The organism is Kaistia defluvii, assembly GCF_026343955.1.
Classification (GTDB): domain Bacteria; phylum Pseudomonadota; class Alphaproteobacteria; order Rhizobiales; family Kaistiaceae; genus Kaistia; species Kaistia defluvii.
The window spans coordinates 85,890-112,463 of record NZ_JAPKNI010000002.1 but is presented as its reverse complement, the minus strand read 5'-3'; the positions used below and the strand labels follow the sequence as shown (position 1 = coordinate 112,463).

Below are 26,574 nucleotides of genomic sequence, written 5' to 3'. Positions count from 1 at the left end.
GGCCTCAAGTTCCCGCGGTCGCCGACTGCCACCAGGTTTCGCCCTCGACAAACGGCACGCTGCCGGCGGCGACGCCATCGCTAGCCATCTCGGCTTGAACCTCGGCCATGATGTCGTGCTCACTGGCGGTCCGAGGCGGGAAGTCTTTGCCCCGTTCGAGGTGCCAGCGCATGGCGCGTTTCACGCTGGCTCGCTTTTCGGCTGTGCGTCGCTCTTCCACGGCCAATAGATCGAGAAGCCCCTGCCGCGCTTCCGATAGCCTGGAAAGGGACGCTATCCACCTCGCCTGCAGCGCTTCCTCCGCCTTCAGGGCCGTCAGCACCTCCGCTATCGACGGGAGGAAAGTCTGCGTGTCCATGATGCGCAAGCACGCTGCTTCAAGCGCGCCGGTCGTCGGCTCTTGAGCCCCTACCCGTTCGGCCAGCATCCGGCCGTAGACCGCGGCGTCGCCTTTGCCTGCGGATGGGTTCGAGCCGATGACGAGCGCCAGCCTTTGGCTTATCTCTGCCGTGGTGGCCTTGGCTTCGCCGGTTCGGAGCTGGTTCAGGACGGACGCGGCGACCGTCTCTGCAGCGTCCAGGTGCGCCACGAGGGCGGTGGCGACGTCGCGGCTGTAAACCGCATACATGTCTCCCTGCAGGATCCGCTCAGCCTCATAAACCAAGCCGGCCAGTTCCTCGGCCTTCTTCCGGGCGCGCTCGGCGACGGGCGTTCTTGGAACCGCAGAGGTGGAGTTAGCCTTCGATGACAGGGCCGTCGACATATGGCGCCTCCTGCGTAAGTCCGTAGCTCAGAATGCCCGCCATTGCCGACTGGCTGCGGGATCGCGGCTGTCCGGACTGCATACGGCTGGTAGCAGGTACTGCTGGGGGTGCGACGTTCAGCCATGCCTCGGCATTGAGCCAAGTCGCCGGCTGCTTGGTGTATTTCGGATCCTCGTTCTCGCGCTCGGCGGCATAGCGCATCGCGCCGTTCACCAATTCGGCAACGGTCGCCTTCTTCGCCCTGACGACCGCCAGGAAGACCTTGCGCGCTCGGCCCTTGTCGTCTTTCCGCGGATAGGCTGGCCAGAACTCTTCCTCAAAAGCCGCTTCGAATGCTGCAGCTTCCGCCTTCATCTGAGGTTTTGACGCGGACGTCGGGATCGGTTCCTCATCGCTTTCGAGCACTCGCGAGATAGTTCTTTCCTGCTCCTCTTCCTGTTCCTGTTCTCTCTCCTGTTCCTGTTCCTGGTTTCGAAAGGGTTCGGGAAGGGTTTCGAAACCGTTCAGCACACCTACCGGAAATTTGGGCGCGAATTCCCGCAAAGCCCTTGCTAGCTCTCGCTTTTGATGGATGTCATCGGGGACCATTTTGAAGAGCTTGGCGGCCGATGCGCCTTGGTTCGGATTTTCGATCAAGTTCCATTTGAGGAAGAGCCGGATGAAGACCCAGCTCGACCCCTTATCACGGGCTGCGAAACCGTTTCGAAACAGTTCGGCAAACCCTTCCGAAACCCTCTCGACCGACCACTGCAGGTCGTCGGCGACATACCCGTCCGGCAGCCGGAAGCAGCCAATCTGGTTGCTGTGGGGCGAGGTGAGAAGATAGAGGGCGAGCGCCCTCCCATCCTCCGACATGGCTCGCGTGGTGCTGCTGGTCCAAAATGAGGTGTGAACCTTGCCGTAGTCACGCATGAGGGCGGCCTATCCAACCCGGCAGGTCGTCATAGAACCCACGGCAGGCCGAGGCGAAGGACTGATAGACCGGCCGGTCCTTTTGCCAATCGGCGAACCACGTTTTACGGAAGGGTTTCAGCCACTCGATGCCAGCTGCGCGCCAATCGTCGTGAGAGCAGACGGCATAGAAAGCCGCGGCTTCTAGACAGTCGATTTCCAATTCCGCAAGGTGTTCGACAGCCGCCGTCAGCAGGATCGACAGGCCCGCCGCTGCAATCTCTGGCGGTGCCTGCCACGACTTCGTGCTCTCCATGGCGAGGTCGAGCACGGGTAGGAAGGTGGCTGCCCGCGTGTCCCAGGACGAATGATCTAGGGCCAGCGTTACCCAGTTTTCCAGCGGCTCGACGATCCCTTGCGTCTTCGGCATGTTCGTGTAGGCCGAATGGCCTGGCCGTTGGATCGGTATGTGCGGGACCTTGCAGCCGCCGTGATCAAGGAAGATCTGGAAGTGCACGCCGCCCTTTCCCATTGCCTTCTCCAACGCGGCTTTGCAACGCCCGCGGTTGATCTTGCCGTGGATGCCGGCGATGGTCATGCAGCCGTCGAGGTCGTGACCGAACTCGTCGTCGAGCCCTTGGAGCCGATAGACGGCAACTGGCACCCCATAAGGCGACGGGATGTAGCCGAGGGGTGCCCTCATGCCGCGCGCTCCTCTTCCAGAACTTCGACGGACGAGCGCAGGACGTAGCGGGCATGGTGGCCGGCGTATGTTCCAGCATGGGGTTCGTCGATGGTCTCTACAACCAGGCCAGCACGGCGCAGTTTGAAAATGTAGTGAGACCACCTAGGCGCGGGGCGCTCAATCGGGGTGACGCCGCGTTCGCCGGCTCGCAGCAGGGCATCCAGTGCCCAGGCATCCCGGCCACGAACCTTGACGGTCCGACCCTCGCGCCCGCCGACGCGGATTTCGAGTTTGGTGACATTGGTCATGAGTGCACCTCACGCATGGCGAGGCCGGCACTGACCGCCGTTACCTTCGCGGTTGATTCCGACAGCCCGAACCGCGCCTGAAGGCGACGGGCAGCTTGTAGAAGGGGGGAGGGTTGGCTATCTTCCGAAGTGATCAGCCCGCCAAGGTGATCGATTTTACGAAGGCCGCGCGCTGTGCACCCAGCCGCGGCCTTTCGCGTGTCTGGGGGAGCGGCAGCCCGAGCCGGCGGGAGCTTGGTCTGTACCGTAACTGGCATGACTGAACCTCGATGGCTTTGCGCCAGAGGACGGTCGAGGCTATTCTGGAAACGCGAAACTGATAGCCTTCGGCCCGTCCATTGTGGCGGGGCTTTTTCTTAGGCGGCGCGCTGGACGCGGCTAGATAACCATTGGCCGATGATGCTTTCCGGCCAAGCAATCGCACGTTTCGACAAGTTCACCGGGCGCGGGAACGTGCCATCCTTCATCTTGTCGTAGATGGTGCTGCGGCTCAGGCCAGTCGCGTCGATGACGGCGGGCAGTCTCAGATGCTTCTCAACCATGTCGGTTCCTTTCGGCAGGCGCTGGACACCGCCAAAAGAACGCAACCGTCCCCGTATGTTAAGAGAAGATCTGGGCCCACTAAGCGCCTGAAGGAATTAGGCAATCCGCTTAAGTTCTCCGGGCCAAATGACGAACCGCTTAAGGTCCATCGCGACAGTGATAAACTGCTTAAGCGGTTGCCTAGTGACGGTGTAGCTTCGGAGGGAACAGGGACAAATACCTAGCCTGCAATGCTTCCCCCGCTTCCCCTCTGCGGACTAGGCCGAGATACTCCTCTACCTGTCCCAGTCCTTGCGACCACAACGAGGGGTTCTCCGCGCTGGCATCCTGTCCAGCCAACCTTGCAAGCCCCAGCGGCCCGATGCGCAGCACAGCAGGACTCCCGCCTGCCAAGCGCTCCATATGTGCGACAAGTGAAGCGATCCGCTCAATTCGCTTGCCGGCTGACTTTTCTCCTGCTTTATGCGCCCGCTTGGCCTTCAGCTTCTCGAATCCCATTCCCGCTAGTGCATATGCCTCGATGCCAGCTTTGACCTGGTATTCGCTGAAGATACGACCAGCTAGATACCCTAAATCGAAGGCCTCACTCACATTGTCCCGACCCGCGTTGCCAGGCGTCTCGCTAGCGAAGCCGATAAAGTTATCCCGCTCAGCCAAAGTCAGGGCCAACTGCGAAAGGACCATTCGTCTTCCGAGCTCTTCAGGCCCCATGGCGGCAGCGCATTCACTGCAGAGGCAGGGCATGGCATCGACGTCGGAATAGTGCTTCTCAAGGATATTTTCTATTTCTGTTTCCATGATCTGACGTTCGCAGGAAGTATCATCCAAGGCGCCGAGCAAGACGTATCTATTGAATTCGCCCAAGCTTGCAAATTCGAGTAATTCGGCCGGGGATACCGTCCAGCGGATCGAGAAGATACCGTTCCGCCGCCTAACACCGACCACGTATTCAAGGCATCCGTCTCGGCCGCAAGGGCACCGATAAATATCGATTTCCACCGAGTATGGATTGTCACTACGGCTGATACGCAATGGTCCAAGAGACTCGACGGCATGGCGCAATTGCTCAAAGTCGATCGGTCCATCGATATCTATCGGGCTTTTGGGAAACTGAAGCGCGTTTTCGGTCATGCGATCCTCACCACATTGTTGCGCCGTTCAGCCAGGAATGCTGCCCAAGCGTCCATCATCTTTCGCCGTTTCTCGAACACGTCCGACCGCGCATAGGCCTGCTCGACGGCATCGCCGACCGCATGCGCCAACGCCGCCTCGGCGACCTCGCGCGGGAAGGTCGTCCGCTCTTGCGCCCAGGTCCGGAACGACGTCCGGAAGCCATGAACATCGACGGGGAAGCCCAATTCCTTGACCAGCTTCGACAACGTCATATCGGAAAGGGGTTTTCCGGTTTTCGTGCCGGGGAATACCAAACCTGATCCATCGCCCAGCGCCTTGGCCTGATCGAGAAGCGCAAGCGCCCGACTGGATAAGGGGACGCGGTGCAGCTTCTTCATCTTCATGCGCTCGGCGGGCACTTCCCAAACCTTGGCCTTCAGGTCGAACTCGCTCCATACCGCCAGCCGGATCTCGCCAGACCGTGATGCGCTTAGCACCAGCAGTTCCAGGGCGAGCTTCGTTGCTAGACCCGCGCCCGATGCCCTTACGGCGTCGAGGCAAACTGCAACCTCGCCGTAGGCGAGCGCTTTCCGATTCGCTTTCGCAGTCTCAGCCTTGGGCAATGCCTGGGCTATGTTCTCAGCCGGGTTGTCCTGTCGCCAGCCTTGAGCAATCGCCCATTTCATGACGGTGCCGATGCGCTGGCGAACGCGACGCGCGGTTTCGGCTTTCTCCACCCAGATCGGACTGAGCACCGCCAAGACATCGGCCGTTGTCACGTCCGGGACCTTTAACCGGCCCAGTCTCGGGAATGCATAGGTCTCAAGCGTCGAAATGAACTGTGCCGCGTGCTTGGGATTTTTCCATGTTGGCGAGTGCATTTCGTGCACCTTGCGGGCCGCTTCTTCAAACGACAGGACCGCAGCGGCTTCCCGCTTAGCCTGCAAAGGGTCGCCGCCCTCTCGCGCAAGCTTGCGGTTTGCCAGCGCTACCGCCCGCGCCTCGGCCAGCGGCACCAAGGAAGGCGGGCCGAGGCCCAACTCGCACCGCTTGCCGCGGATGGTGATCCGCTGCACCCAGAACCGTGAACCGTTCGGCTCCACACGCAGATAGAGCCCCTGCCCGTCAAAGTACTTGCCAGGCTCTTGCACGGTTCGGACGAGTTGGGCAGTCAGCGCCTTTTCGGGCCGGCGGTTTATCGAGTGCGACAACGCATTCCCCCTCCGCTTCCCCCAATAGAGACCGGAATGCATAGAACATTACCGGAACATCTTGGACAATGGAAGGGAGGATAACGCAGGGATACCCAGCTAATTCCGGATGTTCCCGGATAATCCCGGATATGGCGGATGCGGACGCTCCCTCCGCCATTCTTGCTAACTAGTTGCTGTTTTCAGACGGTAAACTTGGCAGCCTATTCGACCTGCACCCTCTCATACCCCGCCCGTCGTTACAGTCCCGCTTAGTGGGTGACACAACCACGCGATAGATGGGCATGATCTCTTCGCGGCCTCTTGGCGCGGACAGTCGGTAGACGTGTCGGGCCGCAAGAACCCTCCCCCTTGCGGCGTATCAGATCGTGGATCCGTGTCATCCGCAACCGATCGCGCCGAGGCAGCGGCTGACCGGGCGATGACAAGCGAACGCACCATCCGGGGCTCGGATCGCCTTGCGCGCCACCTTGCGCGACAAACGCAGGTGACGTGCATTTGCCTTGATCGGCTTGCCGCTCGCATGGTTCCGCCGAATCCGCACCACGGTCTCCACAACCAGCATCCCGATCTCGCCACCGGGAAAACCAGGCCGCTGTCGAATTCATCGAAAGGAGGGGCCCCTCTTGGACCCCGATCCCCCCGCAAGGGGGATCCTTTTGCACGCGATCCACACGCAGCGGGAACCCCCGGGCGCTTTTCGGCAGGCATTTCGGCGTTGCGGAGAGGGAGGATATTTTTCGGAACAATCCGCAAGAAATCGAGACAGAAAATGAGGCCGGAGCACTGAACTAGATTGCACGGCATGCTCCGGACTTAAGAAATCCGCTTGGCCATGGCTAACCAACATCTCCGGTTGAACCTTGGCAATCATCCATGAGACCGAGACATTGCGATCGACCAACCCAAGGTGTCCTCCGGCATCTCATACCTTGGCACTGCTTGAAGAAACGATCTTCATCTCACCCCCGTCAGAGACTTGCACGTGGTGCTGGACAAGGGGGCGATTGCCAGCCGCCCGGCGCATCAGGACATAGAAAACGGGCGTCATGAATATGCCGAAGAAGGTGACGCCGATCATGCCGGAGAAGACAGCGACACCCATGGCCGAGCGCATTTCCGCACCGGCGCCGACGGAAACAACCAGGGGAACCACGCCCATGATGAAGGCCATCGAGGTCATCAGGATGGGACGCAGGCGCTGGCGGCTGGCCTCGATGGCCGCCTGAACCGGGTTGCGACCTTCAAACTCGAGTTCGCGGGCGAACTCGACGATCAGGATCGCGTTCTTGGCGGACAGGCCCACCAGGACCATGAGGCCGATCTGCGTGAAGATGTTGTTGTCGCCGCCGATCAGCCAGACACCCGTCAGAGCCGCCAGCACGCCCATCGGCACGATCAGGATGATGGCGACCGGCAGGGTCAGGCTCTCATATTGAGCCGCCAGCACCAGATAGACCAGCAGCAGGGCGAGCGCGAAGACGATGAAGCTCGAATTGCCGGCGATAATCTGCTGATACGTCAGGTCCGTCCATTCGAAGTCGATGCCCGCCGGCAAGGTCTCGCCCGCGATCTTCTCAATGGCCGCTTCCGCCTGGCCTGAGGAAAATCCAGGCGCCGGCCCTCCATTGATGTCGGCGGCCAGGAAGCCGTTGTAGCGGGTCGTTCGTTCCGGGCCATTGGCGCTTTCGACCTTGAGCAGAGCGGCCAGGGGGATCATCTCGCCCGATTGCGAGCGGACATGGAGCCGGCCGATGTCTTCCGGCACGGCCCGATAGGCCGCGTCGGCTTGCACGCGGACACTGTAGGTCCTGCCAAAAGCGTTGAAATCATTGACGTAGAGCGATCCCAGATAGATCTGCAGCGTGTCAAAGACGTCCGTGACCGCGACGCCGAGCTGCTGGGCTTTCGGCCGGTCAATATCGGCGAAGAGCTGGGGCACGTTGATCTGGAAGCTCGAGAACAAGCCGGCCAGTTCGGGCGCCTGACTGGCCTTGGTCAGGAAGTCCTTGGTGGCGTTGTCGAGTGCCTGGTAGCCAAGGCCGGCCCGATCTTCGATCTGCAGCTTGAAGCCGCCCGTCGAGCCAAGGCCGTTGACCGGCGGCGGCGGGAACATGGCGATGAAGGCGTCCTGGATCCCGGCAAATTTGCCGTTCAGCTGCATGGCGATGGCGCCGCTCGACAGTTCGGGCGACTTGCGCTTCTCGAAATCGTCAAGGACCGCGAAGACGATGCCGGAGTTCGAGCCGATCGTGAAGCCGTTGATCGACAGGCCCGGAAAAGCGATCGCATGGGCGACGCCCGGCTGTTCCAAAGCGATGGCGCTCATCCGCTTGATGACAGCCTCGGTGCGGTCGAGCGATGCCCCGTCCGGGAGCTGCGCGAAACCGATCAGATACTGCTTGTCCTGGGCCGGCACGAACCCGCCGGGTACGCTGTTGAACACCAGATAGGTCGCGCCGCCGAGGGCAAGATAGATGGCCATCACGATGCCCTTGCGCGTCATGAGGCCGCCGACGCCCTTGCCGTAGCCGGCGGACGCCGAACTGAACATCCGGTTGAAGCCGCGGAAGAACCAGCCAAAGGCAAAATCCATGGCGCGGGTAAGGCGGTCCTTCGGCGCGTGATGGTCCCGCAGCAGGAGGGCTGCCAGGGCGGGCGACAGCGTGAGCGAGTTGATGGCCGAGATCACGGTCGAGATCGCGATCGTCAGCGCGAACTGGCGGTAGAACTGGCCGGAGAGGCCGCTGATGAATGCCAGGGGAACGAAGACGGCCACCAGCACCAGGGCAATGGCGACGATCGGTCCGGACACTTCGCGCATGGCGCGATAGGTCGCCTCCCGGGGGCTCAGCCCCATCTCGATGTTGCGCTCGACGTTCTCGACCACGACGATGGCATCGTCGACGACGATGCCGATCGCCAGCACCAGGCCAAACAGCGTCAGCGCGTTGATGGAGAATCCGAACACGTACATCACGGCGAAGGTGCCGATGATCGACACCGGAACCGCGATCAGGGGAATGATCGACGCCCGCCAGGATTGCAGGAAGAGGATGACGACCAGAACGACGAGGGCGACGGCCTCGAGCAGCGTATCGATGACCTTGTCGATGGAAGCCCGCACGAACTGGGTCGTGTCATAGACGATCTCGTACCGAACCCCTTCCGGCATGGCGCGTTGCAGCTCATCCATCGTGGAATAGATCTGGTCGGCGATCTCGATGGCATTCGAGCCTGGCGCCTGCAGGACCGCGATGGCCACGGCCGGCTGGCCATCGAGCAGCGAGCGCAGCGTATAGTCGGCCGCGCCCATTTCAACGCGGGCCACATCGCGAAGCCGCGTTATCTCGCCGTTCGAGCCTGTCCGGACGATGATGTCGCCAAACTCCTCGGGCGTGCCGAGGCGGCCGCGTGCGTTGACGTTCAACTGCAGGTCCGCGGTCGACGGTGCGGGCGAAGCGCCGATCGTGCCGGCGGCCGCCTGGATGTTCTGCTGGCGGATCGCATTGGTGATGTCGCTTGCAGCGAGGCTGTGTCGCGCCGCCTTTTCCGGGTCGATCCAGACGCGCATGGCGTAGTCGCCGGCGCCGAAAATCTGGACCTGGCCGACGCCCTCCGTGCGAGCCAGACGGTCCTTGATGTTCAAGGTCGCGTAGTTTCGCAGATAGGTGATGTCGTAGCGGTCCGTGTCGGAAACCAGATTCACCACCATGATAAAGTCGGGCGAACTCTTGATGGTCGTGACGCCCAGCGCGCGCACCTCGGCCGGCAGGCGGGGCTCCGCCTGCGAGACGCGATTCTGCACCAGCTGCTGCGCCTTGTCGGGATCCGTGCCGAGCTTGAAGGTGACGGTGAGGGTCAGCACGCCGTCCGACGTCGCCTGGCTGTTCATGTACAGCATGTCCTCGACGCCGTTGATCTGCTCCTCGAGAGGCGTTGCCACGGTCTCAGCGACGACGACGGGATTGGCCCCCGGATAGGTCGCCCGCACGACGATCGAAGGCGGAACGACCTCCGGATATTCAGAGATCGGCAACGACCGCATGCCGATCAGGCCTGCGACGACGATGAGGACGGACAGCACGCCGGCAAACACGGGGCGATCGATGAAGAACCGCGATATATTCATTTCCAAGTCCTACTCTGGGACGAAATTTGCGTGAATCGTCCTAGTCCCCGGATCGCTCCGCAGGCCGATTAGAAGAATCTGAGGTTTTTGCGGAGCTTGGAGGCCCTCCGCTGTGGCCTCTATTTCAGGACGGCGACCGCTTCATCGACCTTCGGTGCCACGAGGGCGCCGGGGCGAACCCGCTGCAAACCGTTGACGACGACCCGGTCACCGGCGGCCAGGCCACTTTCGACGATACGCTCGCCACCCGCGCTGGCGCCGAGTTGAACGGGCCGGTAGATCACCTTGTCTTCCGCGTCGACAACGAAGACGAACTTCTTGTCCTGGTCCGTACCGATCGCGCGTTCGCTGACCAGGATTCGCTTCTCGGCCTTCGGTTCGCCGACACGGATCCGCACAAACTGGCCCGGAATCAGCTTGCCACCCGGATTGGAGAAGACCGCGCGGACCCCGATGGTGCCGCTGGTCGCATCGACCTGATTGCCGATGAACTGCAGCTTTCCGCGAAGGGGCGCGCCATCTGCCATCGGCGATTGGATCTCGACGGGTATCTCTTCGAGAGGAGAATGGGAGGCATCGGATGGCGGAAGCTTGGCAAGGATCTCAGCTGCAATGTCCTCGGCGACATCGAAGCTCGCATAGATCGGATCGATCGAGACGAGCGTCGTCAGCGCAGGCGAGGCGGATCCGGCGGCCACCAGATTGCCGGCGGTGATTTCGACCTTGCCGATGCGACCGGTGACCGGCGCATACAGCTTCGTATAGTCGAGCTCGAGTTGCGCCGACTGCAAGACTGCCTGGGCCATCTGTTGAGCCGCCCGCGCTTCGGCCAGGGCGTTCTGGCGCTGATCCAGGGTACTTTGCGATATGACCTGGGTCTGCGACAGCCGCTGTCCTCGCTCCAACTCGATTTCTGCGAGCTTCAATTTGGCCCCGGCCGACGCGACCTGGCCCTCTGCCTGGGCGACGGCAGCCTGATACGGGCCCGGATCGACCGTAAAGAGGAGGTCGCCGGCGTTTACGAGCGAGCCTTCCCGGAAGTCGACGGACTGGATGGCGCCCGCGACGCGAGAGCGAATCTGGATGCGGTTGACCGCCTCGAGGCGGCCCGAGAACTCCTGCCACCGGTTCACGTCACGAGCCTCTATGACGGTGACGGTAACGGGCACTGCCGGGGATTGCAGCACCCCGTCCGATGCCGCTGCATGGCTGCTCAGGGGAAGATCCAGGACCATGGCGGCGGTCAGAACGGACGCAGCAAGGCCCAGGCCGGTGCCCGCAAGGGCCCAGCGCTTGATAGTCGGTGTCATTGTCTTTTCCTTACGGCGTGTGGGTGCCGGCGATGGTCAACTAGGTTTCAAGCCGCGCATACCGGGTGCCGAGTTCGCGGGTGAAACTCAAAAAATGGCTTCCTGCTGGATCCTGCCATGACGATGCCTGGCCCGTGTCGCCACCATAGATGGATGGCCAGCCAGTCCCGGCAGGCAGAATGGTCTGGTGTACGGGAACCCCCGCATCCGTCAGATGCCGGGCATAGTCTTTCGCTTCATCCAGCAAGGGGTCGTCTTCCGACGTCAGCACGAGTGCCGGCGCCACGTCACGAAGGCGCGAACAGAGGGAGGGGGCGGCGTATGGATGACAGATCCCGCCGCTCAGATAATGGGCCCACCCATTTTCCCACCGTTGGCGCATCCCGATATCATTGGAATTGCGAAACGACGGCGAGCCCATGAAAGGATCCAGCAGCGGCGAAGCAAGCACCTGGCCATCCAGTTCGCCGGCAAAGTTATCGCGTGCCTTCAGCGCGACGGCAGCGGCGATGTTGGCGCCCGACTCCTCGCCGCCGACGATCAGAAGCGACTTTCGCTCGCCAAACCCGACGCATTTCTTCGCAAGGACGGAGAAGATCGAAAAGCCGACTTCCATGGGTTTGGGAAACACACCGCCGAGGGGCGCATTGTAGTCCGGCACCACGACGATTGCGCCGGTGGCCGCAAAGCACCGGGCAAGCGGGCACTCTTCCAGACCCGTACGCATGAAAGCGCCGCCGTGAAAATACAGGAGGACGGGTGGGCATCGGACCGATTCTGCGCCCTGATAGATCTGCGCAGACACACAGCCTCCCTCCAGCTGCTCCAACTCCACATTTCTCACTTGGACGGCGATCACGCTTCTCACTCTGGATGTTGAGGCCGCAAGGTTCGCAGCTCCCGTCATTTCAGAAATCTAGCATTATTCAACGCCTTGAATAAGGGCGCCAAATCCGACTACTCTATTCGAGATTTCGAACAATCACCCGCTCCCGGAGGCGCAGGCTCTGATATGGATCAGCTATTGGCCATGCGCGCCTTCATTCGTGTCGTCGATACCGGCAATTTCACCAAGGCTTCCGAAGCCCTCGGCCTGTCGAAAGCATCGATGACAAACCTCGTCCAGAATCTCGAGGCGCACCTGCAGACGAAGCTGCTCAATCGGACGACGCGGCGGGTTATGGTCACGACGGACGGCGCCCTCTACTATGAGCGCGCCTTGCGGATCATATCCGAAGTGGACGAACTCGACGGCAGTCTGTCCCAGTCCTACTCGACCCCGACCGGACGCTTGCGGGTGGAGATGGCCAGCATTTTTGCTGACTGGATCGTCATTCCCGCGCTCAATGATTTTAACCAGGCGTTTCCGGACATCCATATCGACCTGGGTGTCGGCGACCGGAACGTCGACTATCTCGCGGAAAATGTCGATGTCGCACTGCGGGGCGGCCAGCCCGCCGATCAATCCCTGATTGCGCGTCGCGTGGGCCAGGTCGACCTGACATTCTGCGCCTCCGCCGGCTATGTGGAGAGGCACGGGATGCCGAAGCATCCCTCGCAGTTTGAGGCGGACCATCAGTGCGTCGGCTACTTCATGCCGCCGAGCAATCGGAGCATGTCGTTCCGGTTCGCAAGGGACGACGAGCAGGTCGAGATCAACCCGCGCTATGCGCTATCGGTCAATGACGCACGCAGCTACACGGCGGCGGTTCTTTCCGGCCTCGGTGCGGGCCAGCTGCCTCGCTGCATGGTTGCCGAGGAGATTGCCAGCGGGCGGCTCATTTCGGTTCTGCCGGAGTGGAGTATCGAGCCCGTGCCACTCTACGTCGTCTATCCGCCAAACCGGCACCTGAGCAACAAGGTGCGGGTCTTTGTCGAGTGGCTGGTACGGTTGATGGGAAAAACGGGCCTGAACGCCCAGCCGTCCTCTTAGCATATGGCTGATCAGGAACCCGGTCGCCATTGGCCGGATCGGCCCCGGTGGCTAGCCGAGAAACCGACGAAAGCGGTTCAGCGAAAATGTGAAGAGCGCGACGCCGATGGCCAGCAAGGCCACGAGTTGCGGCCAGACCACGGCGACGCCCGCCCCACGGAAGAGGACGGCCTGCGAAAGCATCACGAAGTGGGTGGTGGGCGCGGCGAGCATGATGATCCGAATGATCTCGGGCATGCTCTCCCGGGGGGTGACGCCGCCCGACAAAAGCTGCAGCGGAATCAGGACCATCATCACGAGCAAGGCGAATTGCGGCATCGAACCGGCAACGATTGCCAGGAACATGCCGAGGCAGGTCATGGCAAAGATATCCAGCGCCGCGGCCGCGAGGAACAGCAGCATGGACCCGTGGATGGGTACCGCCAGCAGGCCCTGCACGACGACGATGAGGCAGAAGCTTGCCGCCACCAGAACGACCAGCCCCATCGACCACAGCTTGCCGACCATGATCTCGAAGGCGCTCACCGGCATCACCAGAAGGTGCTCGATCGTTCCATGCTCGCGCTCGCGGATCAGCGCCGCGCCCGTGAGGATCACGGACAGCATCGTGATCGCGCCGATCAGTTCGTTGATCGCCCCGAACCACCTTTTGTTCAGCTCCGGATTGAAGCGGGCGCGCAGGTCGAGCCCGACGGGCAACTGCGTCTCGGCCCTGTGGCGTGCCAGGAACTCGCTGACCTCGCCCGAAACGATCGACTGCACATAGCCTCCCCCCGTGAACGCCTGGGTCATGCGCGTCGCGTCGATGTTGAGCTGGATGGTCGGAGACCGGCCCGCGAGAAGGTCGCGCTGGAAGTTGGGGGGAATGTCGAGCGCGAACGTATCCAGGCCTTCATCCATCCGGCTGTCCATCTCGGATGGCGAAATCAGCTTCGGCTCGACGAAATAGGGCAGGTAGAAGGCGCTCGCGATGCGGTCGGAAATGGCCGAGCGGTCCTCGTCGACGATGGCGATCGGCGCCCGGTTGAGAGACTCGGGCATGGCGCGAGAGGCGGTGTAGACCTGAAGCGAGAAGGAATAGGCGATCAGCAGGAGCAGCATGACGTTCCGCAGCAGGACCCTCAGTTCCTTGACGCCCAGTTGGAAGATGTTGGCCAGCCGCATCAGCGTGCCTGCTTTCGGAGGAAAGCCACGCTGAGGCCGATGACGACCGGAACCGTGATCAGCAGCGGGACAAACGCGCCCCACAAATCGTGGAATCCCAACGCTTTCGAAAAGACACCACGCGATATGATCACGAAATAGGTGGCCGGGTAGATCTGCCCGATGAACGCGCCGGCCCCCTCCAGCGAGGAGACGGGATCGATCAGTCCCGAATATTGCGACGCCGGAATCATCGTGAGGAGCACGGTGGCGAAGATCGCGGCGATCTGGCTGCGCATGAAGGTCGACAGGAAGAAGCCCATCGATGTCGCGATGACCACATAGAGGAAGGCGGCTGCCGCGAAGGCCGTGAAACTACCGGTGAAGGGCACCTGGAAACCGTAGACCGCGAACGCTGTCAGCAGCAGGAAGTTGAGCATCCCCAGCGCGACATAGGGGATTTGCTTGCCCAACAGGAATTCCATCCGCGTCACCGGGGTGACGTAGAAATTCGTGATCGAACCCAGTTCCTTCTCGCGCACAACGCTCAGAACCGCCAGCATCGCCGGGATCATCAGGAGCAGCATGGGAATGATGGCCGGCGCTATCGCGTCGAGGCTGCGGACATCCGGGTTGTAGCGGTAGCGGATCTCCATCTGGAAATCGCGCTGATCGGCAGCCTTGCCATAGGCCTCCCGCGCCTTCTGGGCGAGCCAGGTCGAGTGCATTCCCTCGACATAGCCCCGGACGGTTTCCGCCCGGGTCGGCATGGCGCCATCGATCCAGGCGCCGACGGTGACGTTGCGGCCGTGCGCGAGATTGCGCGCAAAGCCCGGCGGAATTTCAAGCGCCAGGCTGATCTCGCCTCGCTCCATCCGCTGGTCCATGTCGGCATAGCCGGTCAGGGGCGCCTTCTCCGTAAAGTAGCGCGAACCGGCAAGCTGGAGCGCATAGTCTCGGCTGATGGCGGTGTCGTCTTGGTCAAGAACTGCGAAGGACAGCTTCTCGACATCCATATTGATGCCATAACCGATCACGAACATCAGCAGCAGGCTGCCGATCGTCGCCAGGGTCGCGCGAATTGGATCACGCAGCAGTTCCACGCTCTCGCGCTTCGTGTAGGCCAGCATCCGGCGTGGATCGAACAGGAGGCGTGTGGCGCCAGCCGCCGCATGTGTTGAAGCGCCGACGAGCAACGGCGCGGGCGTCGCGTTGCGGGACGTATCGCCCGCCGCGTCCTCCAGATAACGGATGAAGGCGGCTTCGAGGGTCGGCGCCGCGCGGCTGGCCACGATCGCTTCGGGCGTGTCGCTGACCAGGACCTTGCCCGCATGCATCAGGGAGATGCGATCGCAGCGCTCGGCCTCGTTCATGAAGTGGGTGGACACGAAGATGGTGACCCCGTCGCGACGGGACAGTTCGATGAGAATGCGCCAGAAATTGTCCCGAGCGACCGGGTCGACGCCAGATGTCGGCTCATCGAGGATCAGGATATCCGGCGAATGGATCATGGCGACCGCCAGGGACAATCGCTGGCGGATGCCGAGCGGCAATTCGTCCGGCAGCGCGTCCATCTGCTCGATCAGGTCGAACTGCTGCGCCACCTCCGTGATCCGCGCCGGTATGCCGGCCTCCGGAAGGGCGAACAGCCGGGCGTGCAGTTCCAGATTCTGGCGCACCGTGAGTTCGGAGTAGAGCGAGAAGGCCTGCGACATGTAGCCGACGCGGCGCCGGATCTGGATGTCGCGGGGATCGACCTCCCGGCCGAACAGCCGGACCTGACCCGCGCTCGCGGGAAGCAGGCCGGTCAGCATCTTCATGGTGGTGGTCTTGCCGCAGCCGTTGGAGCCGAGGAAACCGAAGATCTCCCCCCTCGCGATGCGGAAGCTGACATCGTCGACCGCCGTGAAATCACCGAAGCGCTTTGTGAGATGCTCGGCCTCGATCGCCGGTTCTCCATCGGCGACCGGCAGAGGGGCGGGGCGCACCACCGCCTCATGGCCTTGAGACGCTTCGGCGGGCAACAGGGCGATGAAGGCGGCATCGAGGTCCGCGGCGCCGGTCCGGGCGAGCAGTTCGGCCGGCGTGCCGGTCGCGAGCACGCGCCCGCGGTCCAGGGCAACCAGCCAATCAAAGCGCGCGGCCTCCTCCATATAGGCCGTCGCCACGATCACGCTCATGCCGCCGCGGTTGGCGCGGATCCGCTCGATCAGTTCCCAGAACTGCTTCCGCGATAGCGGATCGATGCCGGTCGTCGGCTCGTCGAGAATGAGGAGATCGGGATCATGGATCAGCGCGCAGCAGAGCCCGAGCTTCTGCTTCATGCCGCCGGAAAGATTGGCCACCCTGCGGTCGGCGAAAGGCGCCAGCCCGGTACTCTCCAGCAGCGCGCCGATACGGCGATCCCGTTCCTGGCGGTCAAGGCCGAAGAGGCGTCCGAAAAAATCGACATTGTCGAAGACTGAGAGCGAGGGATAGAGGTTCTTGCCCAGCCCCTGCGGCATGTAGGCGATGCGGGGACAGGTGCGCCGACGATGGGCTGCATCCGCCATGTCGCCGCCGAGCACGGTGATGCTGCCGCGCTGGATCACGCGCGAGCCCGCCACCAGAGACAGCAGGCTCGACTTTCCCACGCCGTCGGGGCCGATCAGGCCGACCACGCAGCCCGGCGGAATGTCCAGTGTGATGTCCTGGAGAGCCGCCACCGCCCGATAGCTCTGGCAAACGCCCTGCAGCCGCACCACCGGCTCGGGCGGCGCTCCAGACTTCATTGGAGCAGATTTCCCTGCAGCGCGGCAGGCCACTCGGCTTTCGGATCCAGCTTGACATAGGCCGTGCCGGGCAGGCCGGTCTTCACATGCTGGATGTATTTGCGCAGCAGCTCAGGGTCGATCCTCGCCTTGACGCGGAACATCAGCTTCTGGCGCTCTTCCTCCGTCTCGACCGTTTTCGGCGTGAATTGCGCCACGTCGGCGACATAGGTGGCCTTGGCCGGTATGATGTATTGCGGCGCCGCATCCATGACCAGCCGGACCTCGCTGCCAATCGCCACGCGCCCCACCTCGGCGGTTGGCAGGAAGAACGTCATATAGACGTCCTCGAGATCGACGAGATTGATCACCCTGCCTCCGCTGCCCAGAACCTCGCCGGGCTCGGCCACGCGATATTGAATCCGCCCGTCGCGTGGCGAGCGGAGGGTCGCATCGTCGATTTCCGTGTCGATCGCCTCGGTGGCGGCGCCGGCGGCTTCCATCGCCGCCTGGGCGTCGATGACCAGCGCCCGCGCGGTATTGATCGCCGCATCGCTCGCCACCAGTTGCGCTTCCGCAGCAGCGACCGCCGCGGCCGCGCCCCGTTCGGCCGCTCTGTCATCGTCGAGCGTCTGCTGCGAGATGGTGTTGCTGGCCGCGAGCTTCTCCGAACGCTGGAAACGCTGCACCGCTGCATCGTGTTCCGCTTGCCTCTGGCTGAGGACAGCTTCCGCGGTCTTCTTCTCGGCCTGGCGCTGCGTGACCAGGAGATTGGCGGTGTCCACGGCGATCCGGGACCGGCGCAATTGAGCCTCGGCTTCGCGGCGCTTCGCTTGCAACTGCGCCGTGTCCATGCGTGCCAGCACGTCGCCGGCCTTCACGAAGTCACCTTCCTCAGCAAGGATCTCCTTCACCCGCCCCGCAGACTTCGCCGAGATATCGATCTCGACGGCTTCTATGCGACCATTCGCCCGTGCAATTCCCTCGGGCAAGGCATCGTTTCGGGATCGTTGCCAAGCATAAAACGCGATTGCGGCAAGGAGCACCAGCAGACCAACGAGCAGCCAACTCCGTTTGGCACGGCTCATGTCGCATCCTCACCCGATGATGGCAGCGCCGAAGCAACACCGTCCGGGCACGCTCTGCCCTGGGAGGACGGTGGCTGTTGCGCAGCCGGGAACAGCACACCGCTCTGCGCAAGCACCACGCTGGTGTCTCCGCCGGATGAGCCCCCGCAGAATATTGCGGGAAGCGGGTCGTGCGCAAGGCGGGTGCGAGCGCCAGCCTCCATCAACCAGTTGAGGTTGCAAGCCGCCGGCCGACCTCGGCCCTCAAGCGGCGGCATAGTGGGAAAAGTCGCTGGTGCCGCCATTCCGGCGGATCAGGAACCCGTCATAGGCCTCGCGCTGCGGCTCCGCCCCCATGCCCGGCGAGCCATAAGGCATGCCGGGGACGGAGAGGCCGACGGCGTCGGGACGTTCCGCCAGCAGCCGGCGAATGTCGGCAGCCGGCACGTGGCCCTCGATCCCATAGCCCTGGATCCGCGCCGTGTGGCAGGAGGCCATCTGTAGCGGGATGCCGCTGTCTCGCTTGTAGCGTGCGGGCAACGTTGCCTGGCGCTCTTCGCCCCCCCCCACCTCGAACCCGTCCGCCCGCAGGATCTCGACCCAGGCCGAGCAGCATCCGCAGCCGGGATCCTTCATCACGTGAACCGCCGGCCCTCCACCTTGCGTCAGAGCCCCAGGGGAGAGGCGGCCAGCAAGGCGGCCCCGCCGATCAGGAGCGCGCAGCGCGAAAGCGTGGCCCGGGCCGTCCGTTGTCCTTTCCAGTTTGAATACCGTGCGATGACACGCCGCCCAGAACCGGGTCCGACGACGTCACCCGCGATTTGTTCATCGCCCGCCTCCTTGGCGACCCCGCCGGGCCGCGCTACTGTCATCGACGGGATAGCATCTACGTCATGCTAAAATTACGACTCTCCATTCTAAGCCCCATCAAATAGATGTGCCGGATTCTCCGGATAATTCTTGATGACTCAGGGAGAATTGGAATGAAACCGTCGAATTTGAGCATCGCCTTATTGGCGATGACAGCCCTTACCGCTGGGGAAGCATCCGCGCAAACCAGCAAACCGAATATCCTTATGATCGTTTCCGACGACACCGGATATGGAGACCTCGGGCCGTATGGCGGCGGCGAGGGCCGCGGCATGCCGACACCCAATATAGACAAGCTCGCCGACAGCGGCATGACCTTCTTCTCCTTCTACGCCCAGCCAAGTTGCACGCCCGGACGCGCCGCGATGATGACAGGGCGCATCCCCAACCGCAGCGGCATGACGACGGTCGCCTTCCAGGGCGAGGGCGGCGGACTGCCGGCGGCCGAATGGACCCTGGCCTCGGTGCTGAAGCGGGGCGGTTACGGCACCTACTTCACCGGCAAGTGGCATCTCGGCGAGGCGGACTATGCTCTGCCGAACGCCCAGGGCTTCGACGTGATGCGGTATTGCGGCCTCTACCACCTCAATGCGTACACCTATGGCGATCCAACCTGGTTCCCCGACATGGACCCTAAGCTGCGGGCCATGTTCCAGCGGGTGACCAAGGGCGCCTTGACGGGCAATGCCGGAGGACCGGTTGTCGAGGAGTTCAAGATCAACGGCCAGTATGTCGACACCCCGACGATCGACGGCAAGGAAGGCGTCGTCGGCATTCCATTCTTCGACAGCTATGTCGAGAAGGCCGCTCTCGGGTTCCTGGACGACGCGGCGACCAAGCCGGACACGCCATTTTTCATCAGCGTCAACTTCATGAAGGTGCACCAGCCGAACATGCCGGCGCCGGAGTTCGAGCATAAGTCGATGTCGAAATCGAAATATGCCGACAGCGTCGTCGAGCTGGATACGCGCATAGGCCGCATCATGGACAAGCTCCACGAGACCGGCATGGACAAGAATACGCTGGTTTTCTACACCACCGACAATGGTGCCTGGCAGGACGTCTATCCCGACGCCGGCTATACGCCGTTCCGCGGCACCAAGGGCACGGTTCGCGAAGGCGGCAACCGCGTTCCGGCCATTGCCGTGTGGCCTGGCCAGATCAAGCCGCGCAGCAAGAGCCACGACATCGTCGGCGGACTCGACCTGATGGCCACCTTCGCCGCCGCCGCCGGCGTGCCGCTGCCGGACAAGGATCGCGAGGGCCAGCCGATCATCTTCGACAGCTACGACATGACACCGATCCTGAAGGGCACCGGCAAGTCGGAGCGTACGGCCTGGTTCTATTTCACCGAGAACGAACTGACGCCGGGAGCAGCTCGCGTCGGCAACTACAAGGCGGTGTTCAACCTGCGCGGCGATGACGGCGCCCACACGGGCGGCCTCGCCGTCGACAGCAATCTCGGCTGGAAGGGGGCCGAGAAATATGTCGCCACCGTCCCCCAGGTCTTCGACCTCTGGCAGGACCCGCAGGAGCGCTACGACATCTTCATGAACAATTACACCGAGCGCACCTGGACGATGGTCACGATCGGCGCAGCCATCAAGGATCTGATGCAGACCTACGTGAAGTACCCCCCACGCAAGCTGCAGAGCGCCAGTTATAGCGGCCCGATTGAGATCTCCAAATATCAGCAGTTCCAGTGGGTCAGGGACCAACTCATGAAGGGTGGCGTCGATATTCCGATGCCGACGGGAAACTAGTCTCCGGACGGACGACGAGACGGGGACTTCGGTCCCCGTCTTCTTCAAAGGGTTGGCGACTGAGGTTCCATGCAGCCATCCGGCCTCGCCCCGCCCCAGACACAGCCGGACTGGCGCAGCCAGCGCTGCGAGGCCAGGATCTGGCAGATTGGGGCCGTCGCGCCGGACGACGAGGCGCCGTTCTGCCTGGTCCTGGCTGCGCGGATCGCTTCGCGCCGCCGCCGCTGGCCCGAGCGATCGGGCGATGTCTGTCGTGTCCTTCATTCCGGACCCAGAAATATCTGGCGAACCAATCGGAGCCGGACGTTCAGGCTGAAAACTCACAAGCCGAACGGATAGGTTTCGTCTTCTCCCGACGTCACTTGGCCGGGTAATGGCGTCACGGCGTGGGTATCGTCCAGCCAGACGAAAGCATCATACTGTTCGGCGGGACAGGCATAGCTGTAATGGCTCCAGCGTTCCGTGTCCGGCCGGTAGATCACGCCAATATATCGTTCCAGAACCGGCTGGCTCAGCCCTTGCCTTAGTGCCGCCTGGTCGCCCTGCTGCAGATCGATCAGGAAGCGTTCATATCCCGCCTCATGACAGAGGGCCTCGAAACTGTCCGGACGCGAGGGGAGGACTCGTTTGACCTCCATGGGGGCATCCCATTCGCTCGCAGCGGAAACCGTGCCCGAATGGGTGCCGAAGCCGATCAGCGCCGCGCCCTGCCCGTACTGCTCGCGACAAAGCTGACCGATATTCACTTCCCCCCGCTCGGTTCCCATGTCGGTGTAGCGGGCGTCGCCGATGTGCGAATTATGGGCCCAGACAACGAGCCTGCCGTGCGGCCCCGCCCGGGTCAGGATGCTCTGAAGCGTCTCGAACATATAGCGATCGCGCAAGTTCCAGGATTCGCGGGCACCGTAATACATCGCCCGGTAGTAGCGCTCCGCATTGGCCACGAGCCTGGCGTTTTGCATGGCGTCAAAGAAGCTCTGCCCATCCTGTTCCGAATACCGGACCTCCTTCTGGAGCAGGTCGATGAGGATCCGCGTGACGGGAGCCTCGCAGAGTGCATAGCCTTCCGAAAGGGAGGCCCGACCGTAAGCGGAGGGCTCGCCCGACCAGGGCGACAGGCAGGAATATCGGGCTCGGGCGATCCTCGCGGCTTCTGGATCGACACGATCCAGATAGGCGAGCACGGCAGCGATCGACGCGGTCATGCTGTAGAGATCCAGACCGTAGAATGCCACGCGGTCCGCCGCCGGCAGCGCCCGATTATGCTCACGCAGGAAGCCTACGAAATCATCGACATCGCGATTGCGCCACATCCAGTTGGGAAACCGGGTGAAGGGCGACGCGCTCATGGAACGATGCGCGGAATGGCGGACGTAACGGTCGATGGCGGCGGCGTCCGGCCAATCGGCTTCCACCGCCACGGCCGTGAAGTTGTGGCGCTCGATCAGCCGGCGCGTGATGGCGGCCCGCGCGCGGTAGAATTCGGAGGTCCCGTGCGATGATTCCCCCAGCAGGACAATCTGCGCCCGGCCAAATCGGTCGAACGCGGCGGCGAAGAGCGGGTCATCCAGGGGAGGCAAGGGCTCGGCGGCGGCGCGAAGCAATTCGACCAAGGGCCGCCTGGTTCCCTTTTCCGGGGCAATTGACGGGCGGGGGCCTGGCAGCGGCAGCAGATAGTGCTGGAACCATGCGCTCGCCATGCCGGTGACCGCCTCCAGCGCGCCCGGCTCCTCGAACAGGTGCGTGGCGTTGGGGACGATGCGAAGAAGCTTTTCGCAGGTGAGCCTGGCCAGGGCTTGGCGGTTCAGGTCCAGCACCTGGGGATCGGCGCCACCAACGACGAGAAGCGTCGGCGCGGTCACCTCCGACATTCGCGGGCCTGCCAGATCCGGACGGCCGCCCCGGGATACGATTGCGCTGATCCGGTCGCCGAGTTCGGCTGCCGCGAGCAGCGCCGCGCCGGCCCCGGTGCTGGCCCCGAACAGCCCAAGCGCAAGATCGGAAATGTCGGGCTCGGAGCCGATCCAGAGCGTCGCCTCGATCAACCGCTCGGCAAGCAGGGGAATGTTGAATACGTTCCGCCGGTCCTTGGCTTCGGCCGCGGTCAGCAGATCCAGCAGCAGGGTCGCGAAGCCCGCGCCATTCAGCGTCTCGGCGACAGCCCGGTTGCGGGGGCTCAGCCGGCTCGAGCCGCTCCCATGCGCAAACAGGACGATTCCGCGCGGATTGGGCGGGACGCACAGATCTCCCGCCAGGTCGACCGGTGGGATCAGCACCTCGCGCCGCTCGGTTGGCAGCCCCTGCCCCAACGGCGCCTCCAGCCCCTCCGACCAGGCCTGGCGCAGCAGACCGATCGTTTCCTCGTCGGAGAGCTGATGGAAATCGTCGTAGAAGTAGCCGACGCCCTGGAAGAAGCTGGCCGGATGCAGGCACACGATCGTGTCGGCGTCCTCGGCCATCTCGGCCAGGGTTTCCCTTGGGGCGACAGGAATGGCCAATATGGACCGAACCGCCCCCCGCCTCTTGAGCGCGATCAGGGCAGCTTTCGCCGTGGCGCCCGTCGCGATTCCGTCATCGACGACGATGGCCGTGCGCCCATCCGGGTCGATCCGCGAATGGTCGCCGAGATAGCGGGCGCGGCGCCGCGCGAGTTCCAGGATCGCCCTTTCGCGGGCCTGCGAGATATAGGCATCGTCCACGTGCGTGGCGCGTCTGACGCTCTCGTTGATGACGATCTGAGGGGGCTCCCCCTCCACCACGGCGCCCAAGGCCAGTTCCGGCGCCATCGGCGCGGATATCTTCTTGGCGAGGATCAGGTCGAGCGGGGCCCGCAAGGCTCGCGCGATTTCCAGGGCGACAGGGACGCCGCCACGCGGCAAGGCGTAGACAACGGGATTGTGCAGCGACAGGCCCGCCAGCTTCGCCGCCAGCTGGCGACCTGCGTCCGCACGATCCATCAATCGGAAGGACGAGCCGGACATCCAGGCCCCCTGCCAAGTCTCTCTACGCTTTCAGCGCCGCCAACACTTCGGGCTCGCCAGGGCCCCAGTGGCGACGTAGCGGGAGCCGCACGAACCCAGATGGCTGTTCCGAGTAGAGGGAGCCGATCGACAGCCGGGCCCCCAGTAATCACTGTCACGCCGCTACGAATTGTAAGTATACATGAGGATCGGCAAGCCTCCTCGAGAGATCGTGATAGCCGGTGGAGCCCGCGGGGGGCAGGGTAGAGACGTTCTCGCAACAATGCGGGCGCCGAGGATGCCGCTGGAACAGGAAAGTTGCGTCCGCGTCAAGATGCGGGGGCCGTTTTGTACTGGACGGGCGGGCTCGAAGGCGGCGCACGCCGTCGGCCTCCTTGACTTCGTTTCCATGGACGTCAGCCGCCGCTGCGCAGAAACTTCGCTCGTCCGATGACGACACGGCCCCTTTGCAGACTTCCTGCCGACCTCTGCTTTTCCTGGCTCTCCAGGCGGCCCGATCTGCCGTGGGCAGATCCTCGCAAATGTGATGACGGAACCATTGCTTCGGGAGTACGATCGAAAGCTGGAGAAGACACGATGGAGAAGAATGCTCGTCTAGCGGAAATATCCCGCCAGTTGTTCATTTTGGTGAAGGAAGCGGAAGCTCTTGAGGAGTACCAACTCGCCGCTCAACTCATCGAGGCCCTTCACGAAGCCAAGCGTTGCGGATTGCCTCCTCACGCGCATCAAGAGCCGCGCGCGGACCGCGAACCAGAAAAGTAAATTGGATCTGAAATCACACCTATTGAAATATAGATTAATATATCTAGATGATTAAATACTATATTTCAATAAATATGAAATTTATTTTCCGGTAATTCTCGACTGACGCGGGATAATAATTTCAACTTTACCAAAGTATATGAATTTACGGAATGAACTGAGTTTTTAGATCTCAGCATTCGTGGAAGAACGAAGTAAACGGGAGATATAGATGCTCGTCGATAGCGTCATGACCACACCGGTTGTTAGCGCGAGATCCGACATGTCGATCCAGGATGCCGCACGCCTCATGCTGGCGCGCCGGATCAGCGGACTTCCCGTGGTGTCGGCAGATGGCGAACTGCTCGGCTTGATCAGCGAAGCCGACTTCATGCGGCGTGCGGAACTGGGGACGGAGCCGAAGAAGTCCTGGTGGCTGGAGTGGCTGACCTCCGAGGGGACCGAGGCTGACCAATATGTCCACTTGCATGGCCGAAAGGTCGGCGAGGTCATGGCGCGCGATGTCGTGACGACGCGCAAGGATGCACCGCTCGACGAAGCGGTGGAGTTGATGATCAAGCATCGTGTCAAGCGCCTGCCGGTGTTGGATCAGGGAAAGCTCGTCGGCATCCTGACCCGTTCGGACCTCATGCGGGCCATGCTGCAGATCCTGTCGTCCGAGCCTCGGCGAATTTCCGATGACGAACGAATTCGGGCCCGCATCGAAGCCGAGATCGCCACGCAAGGTTGGGGAGGCTTCGTGCGGGTGCAGGTGGAGAATGGCGAGGTCGAGCTGACGGGGACAATTTTCGACGACCGCAGCCGCTCCGCGGCCAGGGTCGCGGCCGAGAACGTGCCGGGCGTGAAGTCGGTCCGGGAAGAACTCCTCTATATCGAGCCGCTTTCCGGCATGGCGGTCCTGCCGTGAGGGCGATGGTGCTGCGCGCCATCGGGCAACCCTTGGTGCTGGAAGAGCGGCCGGATCCCGTCCCGGGCACGGGCGAGATCCGCCTGCGTGTCGAAGCCTGCGGCGTCTGCCGGACGGATCTGCATGTTGTCGATGGCGACCTCAGCCACATCCCGCTGCCCGTCGTCCCGGGCCACGAGATCGTCGGCATCGTGGAGGCGCAGGGGGCCGGCGTCACCTGGCCGCGCCTCGGCGCCCGCGTCGGCGTTCCCTGGCTCGCGCATACATGCGGACATTGCCCCTATTGCCGATCGGGCCGAGAAAACCTCTGCGACGAGCCAGCCTTCACGGGCTATACGCGCGATGGCGGCTTCGCGACCCACGTCGTGGCCGAAGCCGAATTCGCGTTTCCGCTCGACGGATTTGACGATCCCGTCGCGACGGCGCCGCTGATGTGCGCGGGACTGATCGGCTGGCGTTCGCTCGTCATCGCCGGCAGTGGCGAGCGGATCGGCCTCTACGGGTTCGGCGCGGCGGCCCATATCCTGGCGCAGGTCTGCCGGTGGCAGGGACGCGAGGTCTATGCCTTCACGCGGCCCGGCGACGAGGCGGCCCAAGCCATGGCGCGGTCGCTCGGCGCGGTCTGGGCCGGCGGCTCGGACGAACTGCCGCCCGAGCCTCTCGACGCGGCGATCCTGTTCGCCCCCGTCGGCGCGCTGGTACCGCTGGCGTTGCAAGCCGTCCGAAAGGGCGGGAAGGTTGTCTGCGGCGGCATCTACATGAGCGATATTCCGAGCTTTCCCTACCATCTTCTCTGGGAGGAGCGTCAGCTGGTCTCGGTCGCCAATCTGACCCGGCAGGATGGAATCGATTTTCTCGCCATCGCCGCGAAGGCGGGGATCCGCACGACCACCACAGTCTACTCCCTCGACAAGGCGAATGAGGCGCTGGCCGACCTGCGCGCCGGCCGGTTTCAGGGCGCCGCTGTCCTGGTGCCCTGACCACCCCTTCCAGCGGCTCGGCCGTTCACACGTTGCATGGCCCGGAAATGCCTGGATCCCCGTGGGACCGTTTCATCGCCACCCGCATCAGGCCTTCGAGGGCGCGAGAGAGACAAGGCCAAGTGCCATCAGGGGCGGTGCCGACAGGCTCACGAAACCGCCCTCTCTCGCTGCCCCGCACTCAGCGGGCGATCCATTGGTCGCCTTCCTTCCGGTACCTGTGCTTGACGGCGGCCCAGGCGACCCGGCGCGCGATATCCTCCCGCGCCTCATCACCCCTCGCAGCATATTCGGTCCATGCATTGTTGAAGGCCGCGCGAAAGATCTCCTGGGCGTGAATTGGCAAGTGGGCCCGCACGGCGAGCGGCAGGTCGTCCAGCTCGGCATAGGGCATGTTGCGACCTCCGCCAGCCCTTGGGTGTCCGTCCGCCGGATATAGGGGCGACGCGCAAGCCGCCGCC

The 26,574-nt window shown here is 63.0% G+C and carries 21 protein-coding genes and 1 pseudogene; 5 read left to right on the top strand and 17 right to left on the bottom strand.

Annotated elements, in window-relative coordinates:
* Window positions 1–4 precede the first annotated feature (4 nt).
* The 11 genes and pseudogenes from OSH10_RS04945 to OSH10_RS04895 form a co-directional block, all read right to left on the bottom strand.
* A complete protein-coding gene (locus OSH10_RS04945; RefSeq protein ID WP_266330499.1) occupies window positions 5–763 on the bottom strand; it encodes a hypothetical protein in 759 nt (252 codons plus the stop codon).
* A complete protein-coding gene (locus tag OSH10_RS04940; RefSeq protein WP_266330498.1) occupies window positions 735–1,676 on the bottom strand; it encodes a hypothetical protein in 942 nt (313 codons plus the stop codon). Before OSH10_RS04940 ends, OSH10_RS04945 begins: the two co-directional genes overlap by 29 nt.
* Window positions 1,669–2,358, bottom strand: coding sequence for a hypothetical protein (locus tag OSH10_RS04935; protein WP_266330497.1), 690 nt, complete (start codon window positions 2,356–2,358; stop codon window positions 1,669–1,671). Before OSH10_RS04935 ends, OSH10_RS04940 begins: the two co-directional genes overlap by 8 nt.
* A complete protein-coding gene (locus OSH10_RS04930) occupies window positions 2,355–2,648 on the bottom strand; it encodes a winged helix domain-containing protein (protein WP_266330496.1) in 294 nt (97 codons plus the stop codon). Before OSH10_RS04930 ends, OSH10_RS04935 begins: the two co-directional genes overlap by 4 nt.
* 356 nt (window positions 2,649–3,004) lie before the next feature.
* Window positions 3,005–3,190 carry a helix-turn-helix transcriptional regulator gene (locus OSH10_RS04925; RefSeq protein WP_266330495.1) on the bottom strand — a complete coding sequence of 62 codons (186 nt, stop codon included), beginning with the start codon at window positions 3,188–3,190 and terminating at the stop codon, window positions 3,005–3,007.
* Between the two features lie 181 nt (window positions 3,191–3,371).
* Window positions 3,372–4,322 carry a hypothetical protein gene (locus OSH10_RS04920; RefSeq protein WP_266330494.1) on the bottom strand — a complete coding sequence of 317 codons (951 nt, stop codon included), beginning with the start codon at window positions 4,320–4,322 and terminating at the stop codon, window positions 3,372–3,374.
* Complete coding sequence (locus OSH10_RS04915; protein ID WP_266330493.1) at window positions 4,319–5,515, bottom strand: tyrosine-type recombinase/integrase; 1,197 nt, start codon at window positions 5,513–5,515, stop codon at window positions 4,319–4,321. The genes OSH10_RS04920 and OSH10_RS04915 overlap by 4 nt, the downstream gene beginning before the upstream one ends.
* A 281-nt stretch (window positions 5,516–5,796) precedes the next feature.
* Window positions 5,797–6,080, bottom strand: a pseudogene (locus tag OSH10_RS04910) (IS21 family transposase); the annotation flags it as partial.
* A gap of 360 nt (window positions 6,081–6,440) precedes the next feature.
* Window positions 6,441–9,647, bottom strand: a complete 3,207-nt coding sequence (locus OSH10_RS04905; protein ID WP_266330492.1) for an efflux RND transporter permease subunit — start codon at window positions 9,645–9,647, stop codon at window positions 6,441–6,443.
* A gap of 119 nt (window positions 9,648–9,766) precedes the next feature.
* Window positions 9,767–10,957 carry an efflux RND transporter periplasmic adaptor subunit gene (locus tag OSH10_RS04900; protein WP_266330491.1) on the bottom strand — a complete coding sequence of 397 codons (1,191 nt, stop codon included), beginning with the start codon at window positions 10,955–10,957 and terminating at the stop codon, window positions 9,767–9,769.
* A gap of 40 nt (window positions 10,958–10,997) precedes the next feature.
* Window positions 10,998–11,813 (bottom strand): alpha/beta hydrolase fold domain-containing protein, encoded by an 816-nt coding sequence (locus OSH10_RS04895; protein WP_266331113.1) that lies wholly within the window; start codon window positions 11,811–11,813, stop codon window positions 10,998–11,000.
* A 156-nt stretch (window positions 11,814–11,969) separates the two neighbouring features.
* On the opposite strand from OSH10_RS04895, the gene OSH10_RS04890 reads away from it, so the two are divergent.
* Window positions 11,970–12,890 (top strand): LysR family transcriptional regulator, encoded by a 921-nt coding sequence (locus OSH10_RS04890; RefSeq protein ID WP_266330490.1) that lies wholly within the window; start codon window positions 11,970–11,972, stop codon window positions 12,888–12,890.
* A 51-nt stretch (window positions 12,891–12,941) separates the two neighbouring features.
* Here the strand turns inward: OSH10_RS04890 and OSH10_RS04885 are convergent, their stop codons facing one another.
* From OSH10_RS04885 to OSH10_RS04870, 4 genes are all read right to left on the bottom strand, one after another.
* Complete coding sequence (locus OSH10_RS04885; protein WP_266330488.1) at window positions 12,942–14,054, bottom strand: ABC transporter permease; 1,113 nt, start codon at window positions 14,052–14,054, stop codon at window positions 12,942–12,944.
* Complete coding sequence (gene rbbA, locus OSH10_RS04880) at window positions 14,054–16,804, bottom strand: ribosome-associated ATPase/putative transporter RbbA (protein WP_266330487.1); 2,751 nt, start codon at window positions 16,802–16,804, stop codon at window positions 14,054–14,056. The genes OSH10_RS04885 and rbbA overlap by 1 nt, the downstream gene beginning before the upstream one ends.
* Window positions 16,801–17,871 (bottom strand): HlyD family secretion protein, encoded by a 1,071-nt coding sequence (locus OSH10_RS04875; RefSeq protein WP_266330486.1) that lies wholly within the window; start codon window positions 17,869–17,871, stop codon window positions 16,801–16,803. The genes rbbA and OSH10_RS04875 overlap by 4 nt, the downstream gene beginning before the upstream one ends.
* Before the next feature lie 243 nt (window positions 17,872–18,114).
* Window positions 18,115–18,486, bottom strand: a complete 372-nt coding sequence (locus OSH10_RS04870) for a DUF411 domain-containing protein (RefSeq protein WP_266331111.1) — start codon at window positions 18,484–18,486, stop codon at window positions 18,115–18,117.
* Window positions 18,487–18,869: 383 nt separating this feature from the next.
* Here OSH10_RS04870 and OSH10_RS04865 point away from each other — a divergent pair, with 383 nt between their 5' ends.
* Window positions 18,870–20,483: an arylsulfatase gene (locus OSH10_RS04865; protein WP_266331109.1), complete on the top strand. Its 1,614-nt coding sequence runs from the start codon at window positions 18,870–18,872 to the stop codon at window positions 20,481–20,483.
* A gap of 320 nt (window positions 20,484–20,803) precedes the next feature.
* On the opposite strand, the gene OSH10_RS04860 is transcribed toward OSH10_RS04865, so the two are convergent.
* Complete coding sequence (locus OSH10_RS04860) at window positions 20,804–23,464, bottom strand: erythromycin esterase family protein (protein WP_266330485.1); 2,661 nt, start codon at window positions 23,462–23,464, stop codon at window positions 20,804–20,806.
* A gap of 576 nt (window positions 23,465–24,040) precedes the next feature.
* On the opposite strand from OSH10_RS04860, the gene OSH10_RS04855 reads away from it, so the two are divergent.
* The 3 genes from OSH10_RS04855 to OSH10_RS04845 all read left to right on the top strand — a co-directional run bounded on the left by OSH10_RS04855 (window position 24,041) and on the right by OSH10_RS04845 (window position 26,113).
* Window positions 24,041–24,226: a hypothetical protein gene (locus tag OSH10_RS04855; RefSeq protein WP_266330484.1), complete on the top strand. Its 186-nt coding sequence runs from the start codon at window positions 24,041–24,043 to the stop codon at window positions 24,224–24,226.
* A gap of 211 nt (window positions 24,227–24,437) precedes the next feature.
* Entirely contained in the window at window positions 24,438–25,133 is a 696-nt protein-coding gene (locus tag OSH10_RS04850) for a CBS domain-containing protein (RefSeq protein ID WP_266330483.1), read from the top strand.
* The gene (locus tag OSH10_RS04845; protein WP_266330482.1) at window positions 25,130–26,113 is read left to right on the top strand and encodes a zinc-dependent alcohol dehydrogenase family protein; all 984 of its coding nucleotides are present in this window, start codon (window positions 25,130–25,132) and stop codon (window positions 26,111–26,113) included. The genes OSH10_RS04850 and OSH10_RS04845 overlap by 4 nt, the downstream gene beginning before the upstream one ends.
* Before the next feature lie 181 nt (window positions 26,114–26,294).
* Here the strand turns inward: OSH10_RS04845 and OSH10_RS04840 are convergent, their stop codons facing one another.
* Entirely contained in the window at window positions 26,295–26,507 is a 213-nt protein-coding gene (locus OSH10_RS04840) for a ChaB family protein (RefSeq protein ID WP_266330481.1), read from the bottom strand.
* Between the last annotated feature and the right edge of the window lie 67 nt (window positions 26,508–26,574).

What these genes read in the sequence shown, in the direction of transcription:
- OSH10_RS04900 (WP_266330491.1), bottom strand. Translation starts at nt 10,957, where the DNA reads ATGACACCGACTATCAAGCGCTGGGCCCTTGCGGGCACCGGCCTGGGC.
- OSH10_RS04890 (WP_266330490.1), top strand. Translation starts at nt 11,970, where the DNA reads ATGGATCAGCTATTGGCCATGCGCGCCTTCATTCGTGTCGTCGATACC.
- OSH10_RS04865 (WP_266331109.1), top strand. Translation starts at nt 18,870, where the DNA reads ATGACAGCCCTTACCGCTGGGGAAGCATCCGCGCAAACCAGCAAACCG.
- rbbA (WP_266330487.1), bottom strand. Translation starts at nt 16,804, where the DNA reads ATGAAGTCTGGAGCGCCGCCCGAGCCGGTGGTGCGGCTGCAGGGCGTT.
- OSH10_RS04905 (WP_266330492.1), bottom strand. Translation starts at nt 9,647, where the DNA reads ATGAATATATCGCGGTTCTTCATCGATCGCCCCGTGTTTGCCGGCGTG.
- OSH10_RS04885 (WP_266330488.1), bottom strand. Translation starts at nt 14,054, where the DNA reads ATGCGGCTGGCCAACATCTTCCAACTGGGCGTCAAGGAACTGAGGGTC.
- OSH10_RS04855 (WP_266330484.1), top strand. Translation starts at nt 24,041, where the DNA reads ATGGAGAAGAATGCTCGTCTAGCGGAAATATCCCGCCAGTTGTTCATT.
- OSH10_RS04870 (WP_266331111.1), bottom strand. Translation starts at nt 18,486, where the DNA reads ATGAAGGATCCCGGCTGCGGATGCTGCTCGGCCTGGGTCGAGATCCTG.
- OSH10_RS04875 (WP_266330486.1), bottom strand. Translation starts at nt 17,871, where the DNA reads ATGAGCCGTGCCAAACGGAGTTGGCTGCTCGTTGGTCTGCTGGTGCTC.
- OSH10_RS04920 (WP_266330494.1), bottom strand. Translation starts at nt 4,322, where the DNA reads ATGACCGAAAACGCGCTTCAGTTTCCCAAAAGCCCGATAGATATCGAT.
- OSH10_RS04860 (WP_266330485.1), bottom strand. Translation starts at nt 23,464, where the DNA reads ATGTCCGGCTCGTCCTTCCGATTGATGGATCGTGCGGACGCAGGTCGC.
- OSH10_RS04940 (WP_266330498.1), bottom strand. Translation starts at nt 1,676, where the DNA reads ATGCGTGACTACGGCAAGGTTCACACCTCATTTTGGACCAGCAGCACC.
- OSH10_RS04840 (WP_266330481.1), bottom strand. Translation starts at nt 26,507, where the DNA reads ATGCCCTATGCCGAGCTGGACGACCTGCCGCTCGCCGTGCGGGCCCAC.
- OSH10_RS04945 (WP_266330499.1), bottom strand. Translation starts at nt 763, where the DNA reads ATGTCGACGGCCCTGTCATCGAAGGCTAACTCCACCTCTGCGGTTCCA.
- OSH10_RS04850 (WP_266330483.1), top strand. Translation starts at nt 24,438, where the DNA reads ATGCTCGTCGATAGCGTCATGACCACACCGGTTGTTAGCGCGAGATCC.
- OSH10_RS04925 (WP_266330495.1), bottom strand. Translation starts at nt 3,190, where the DNA reads ATGGTTGAGAAGCATCTGAGACTGCCCGCCGTCATCGACGCGACTGGC.
- OSH10_RS04930 (WP_266330496.1), bottom strand. Translation starts at nt 2,648, where the DNA reads ATGACCAATGTCACCAAACTCGAAATCCGCGTCGGCGGGCGCGAGGGT.
- OSH10_RS04935 (WP_266330497.1), bottom strand. Translation starts at nt 2,358, where the DNA reads ATGAGGGCACCCCTCGGCTACATCCCGTCGCCTTATGGGGTGCCAGTT.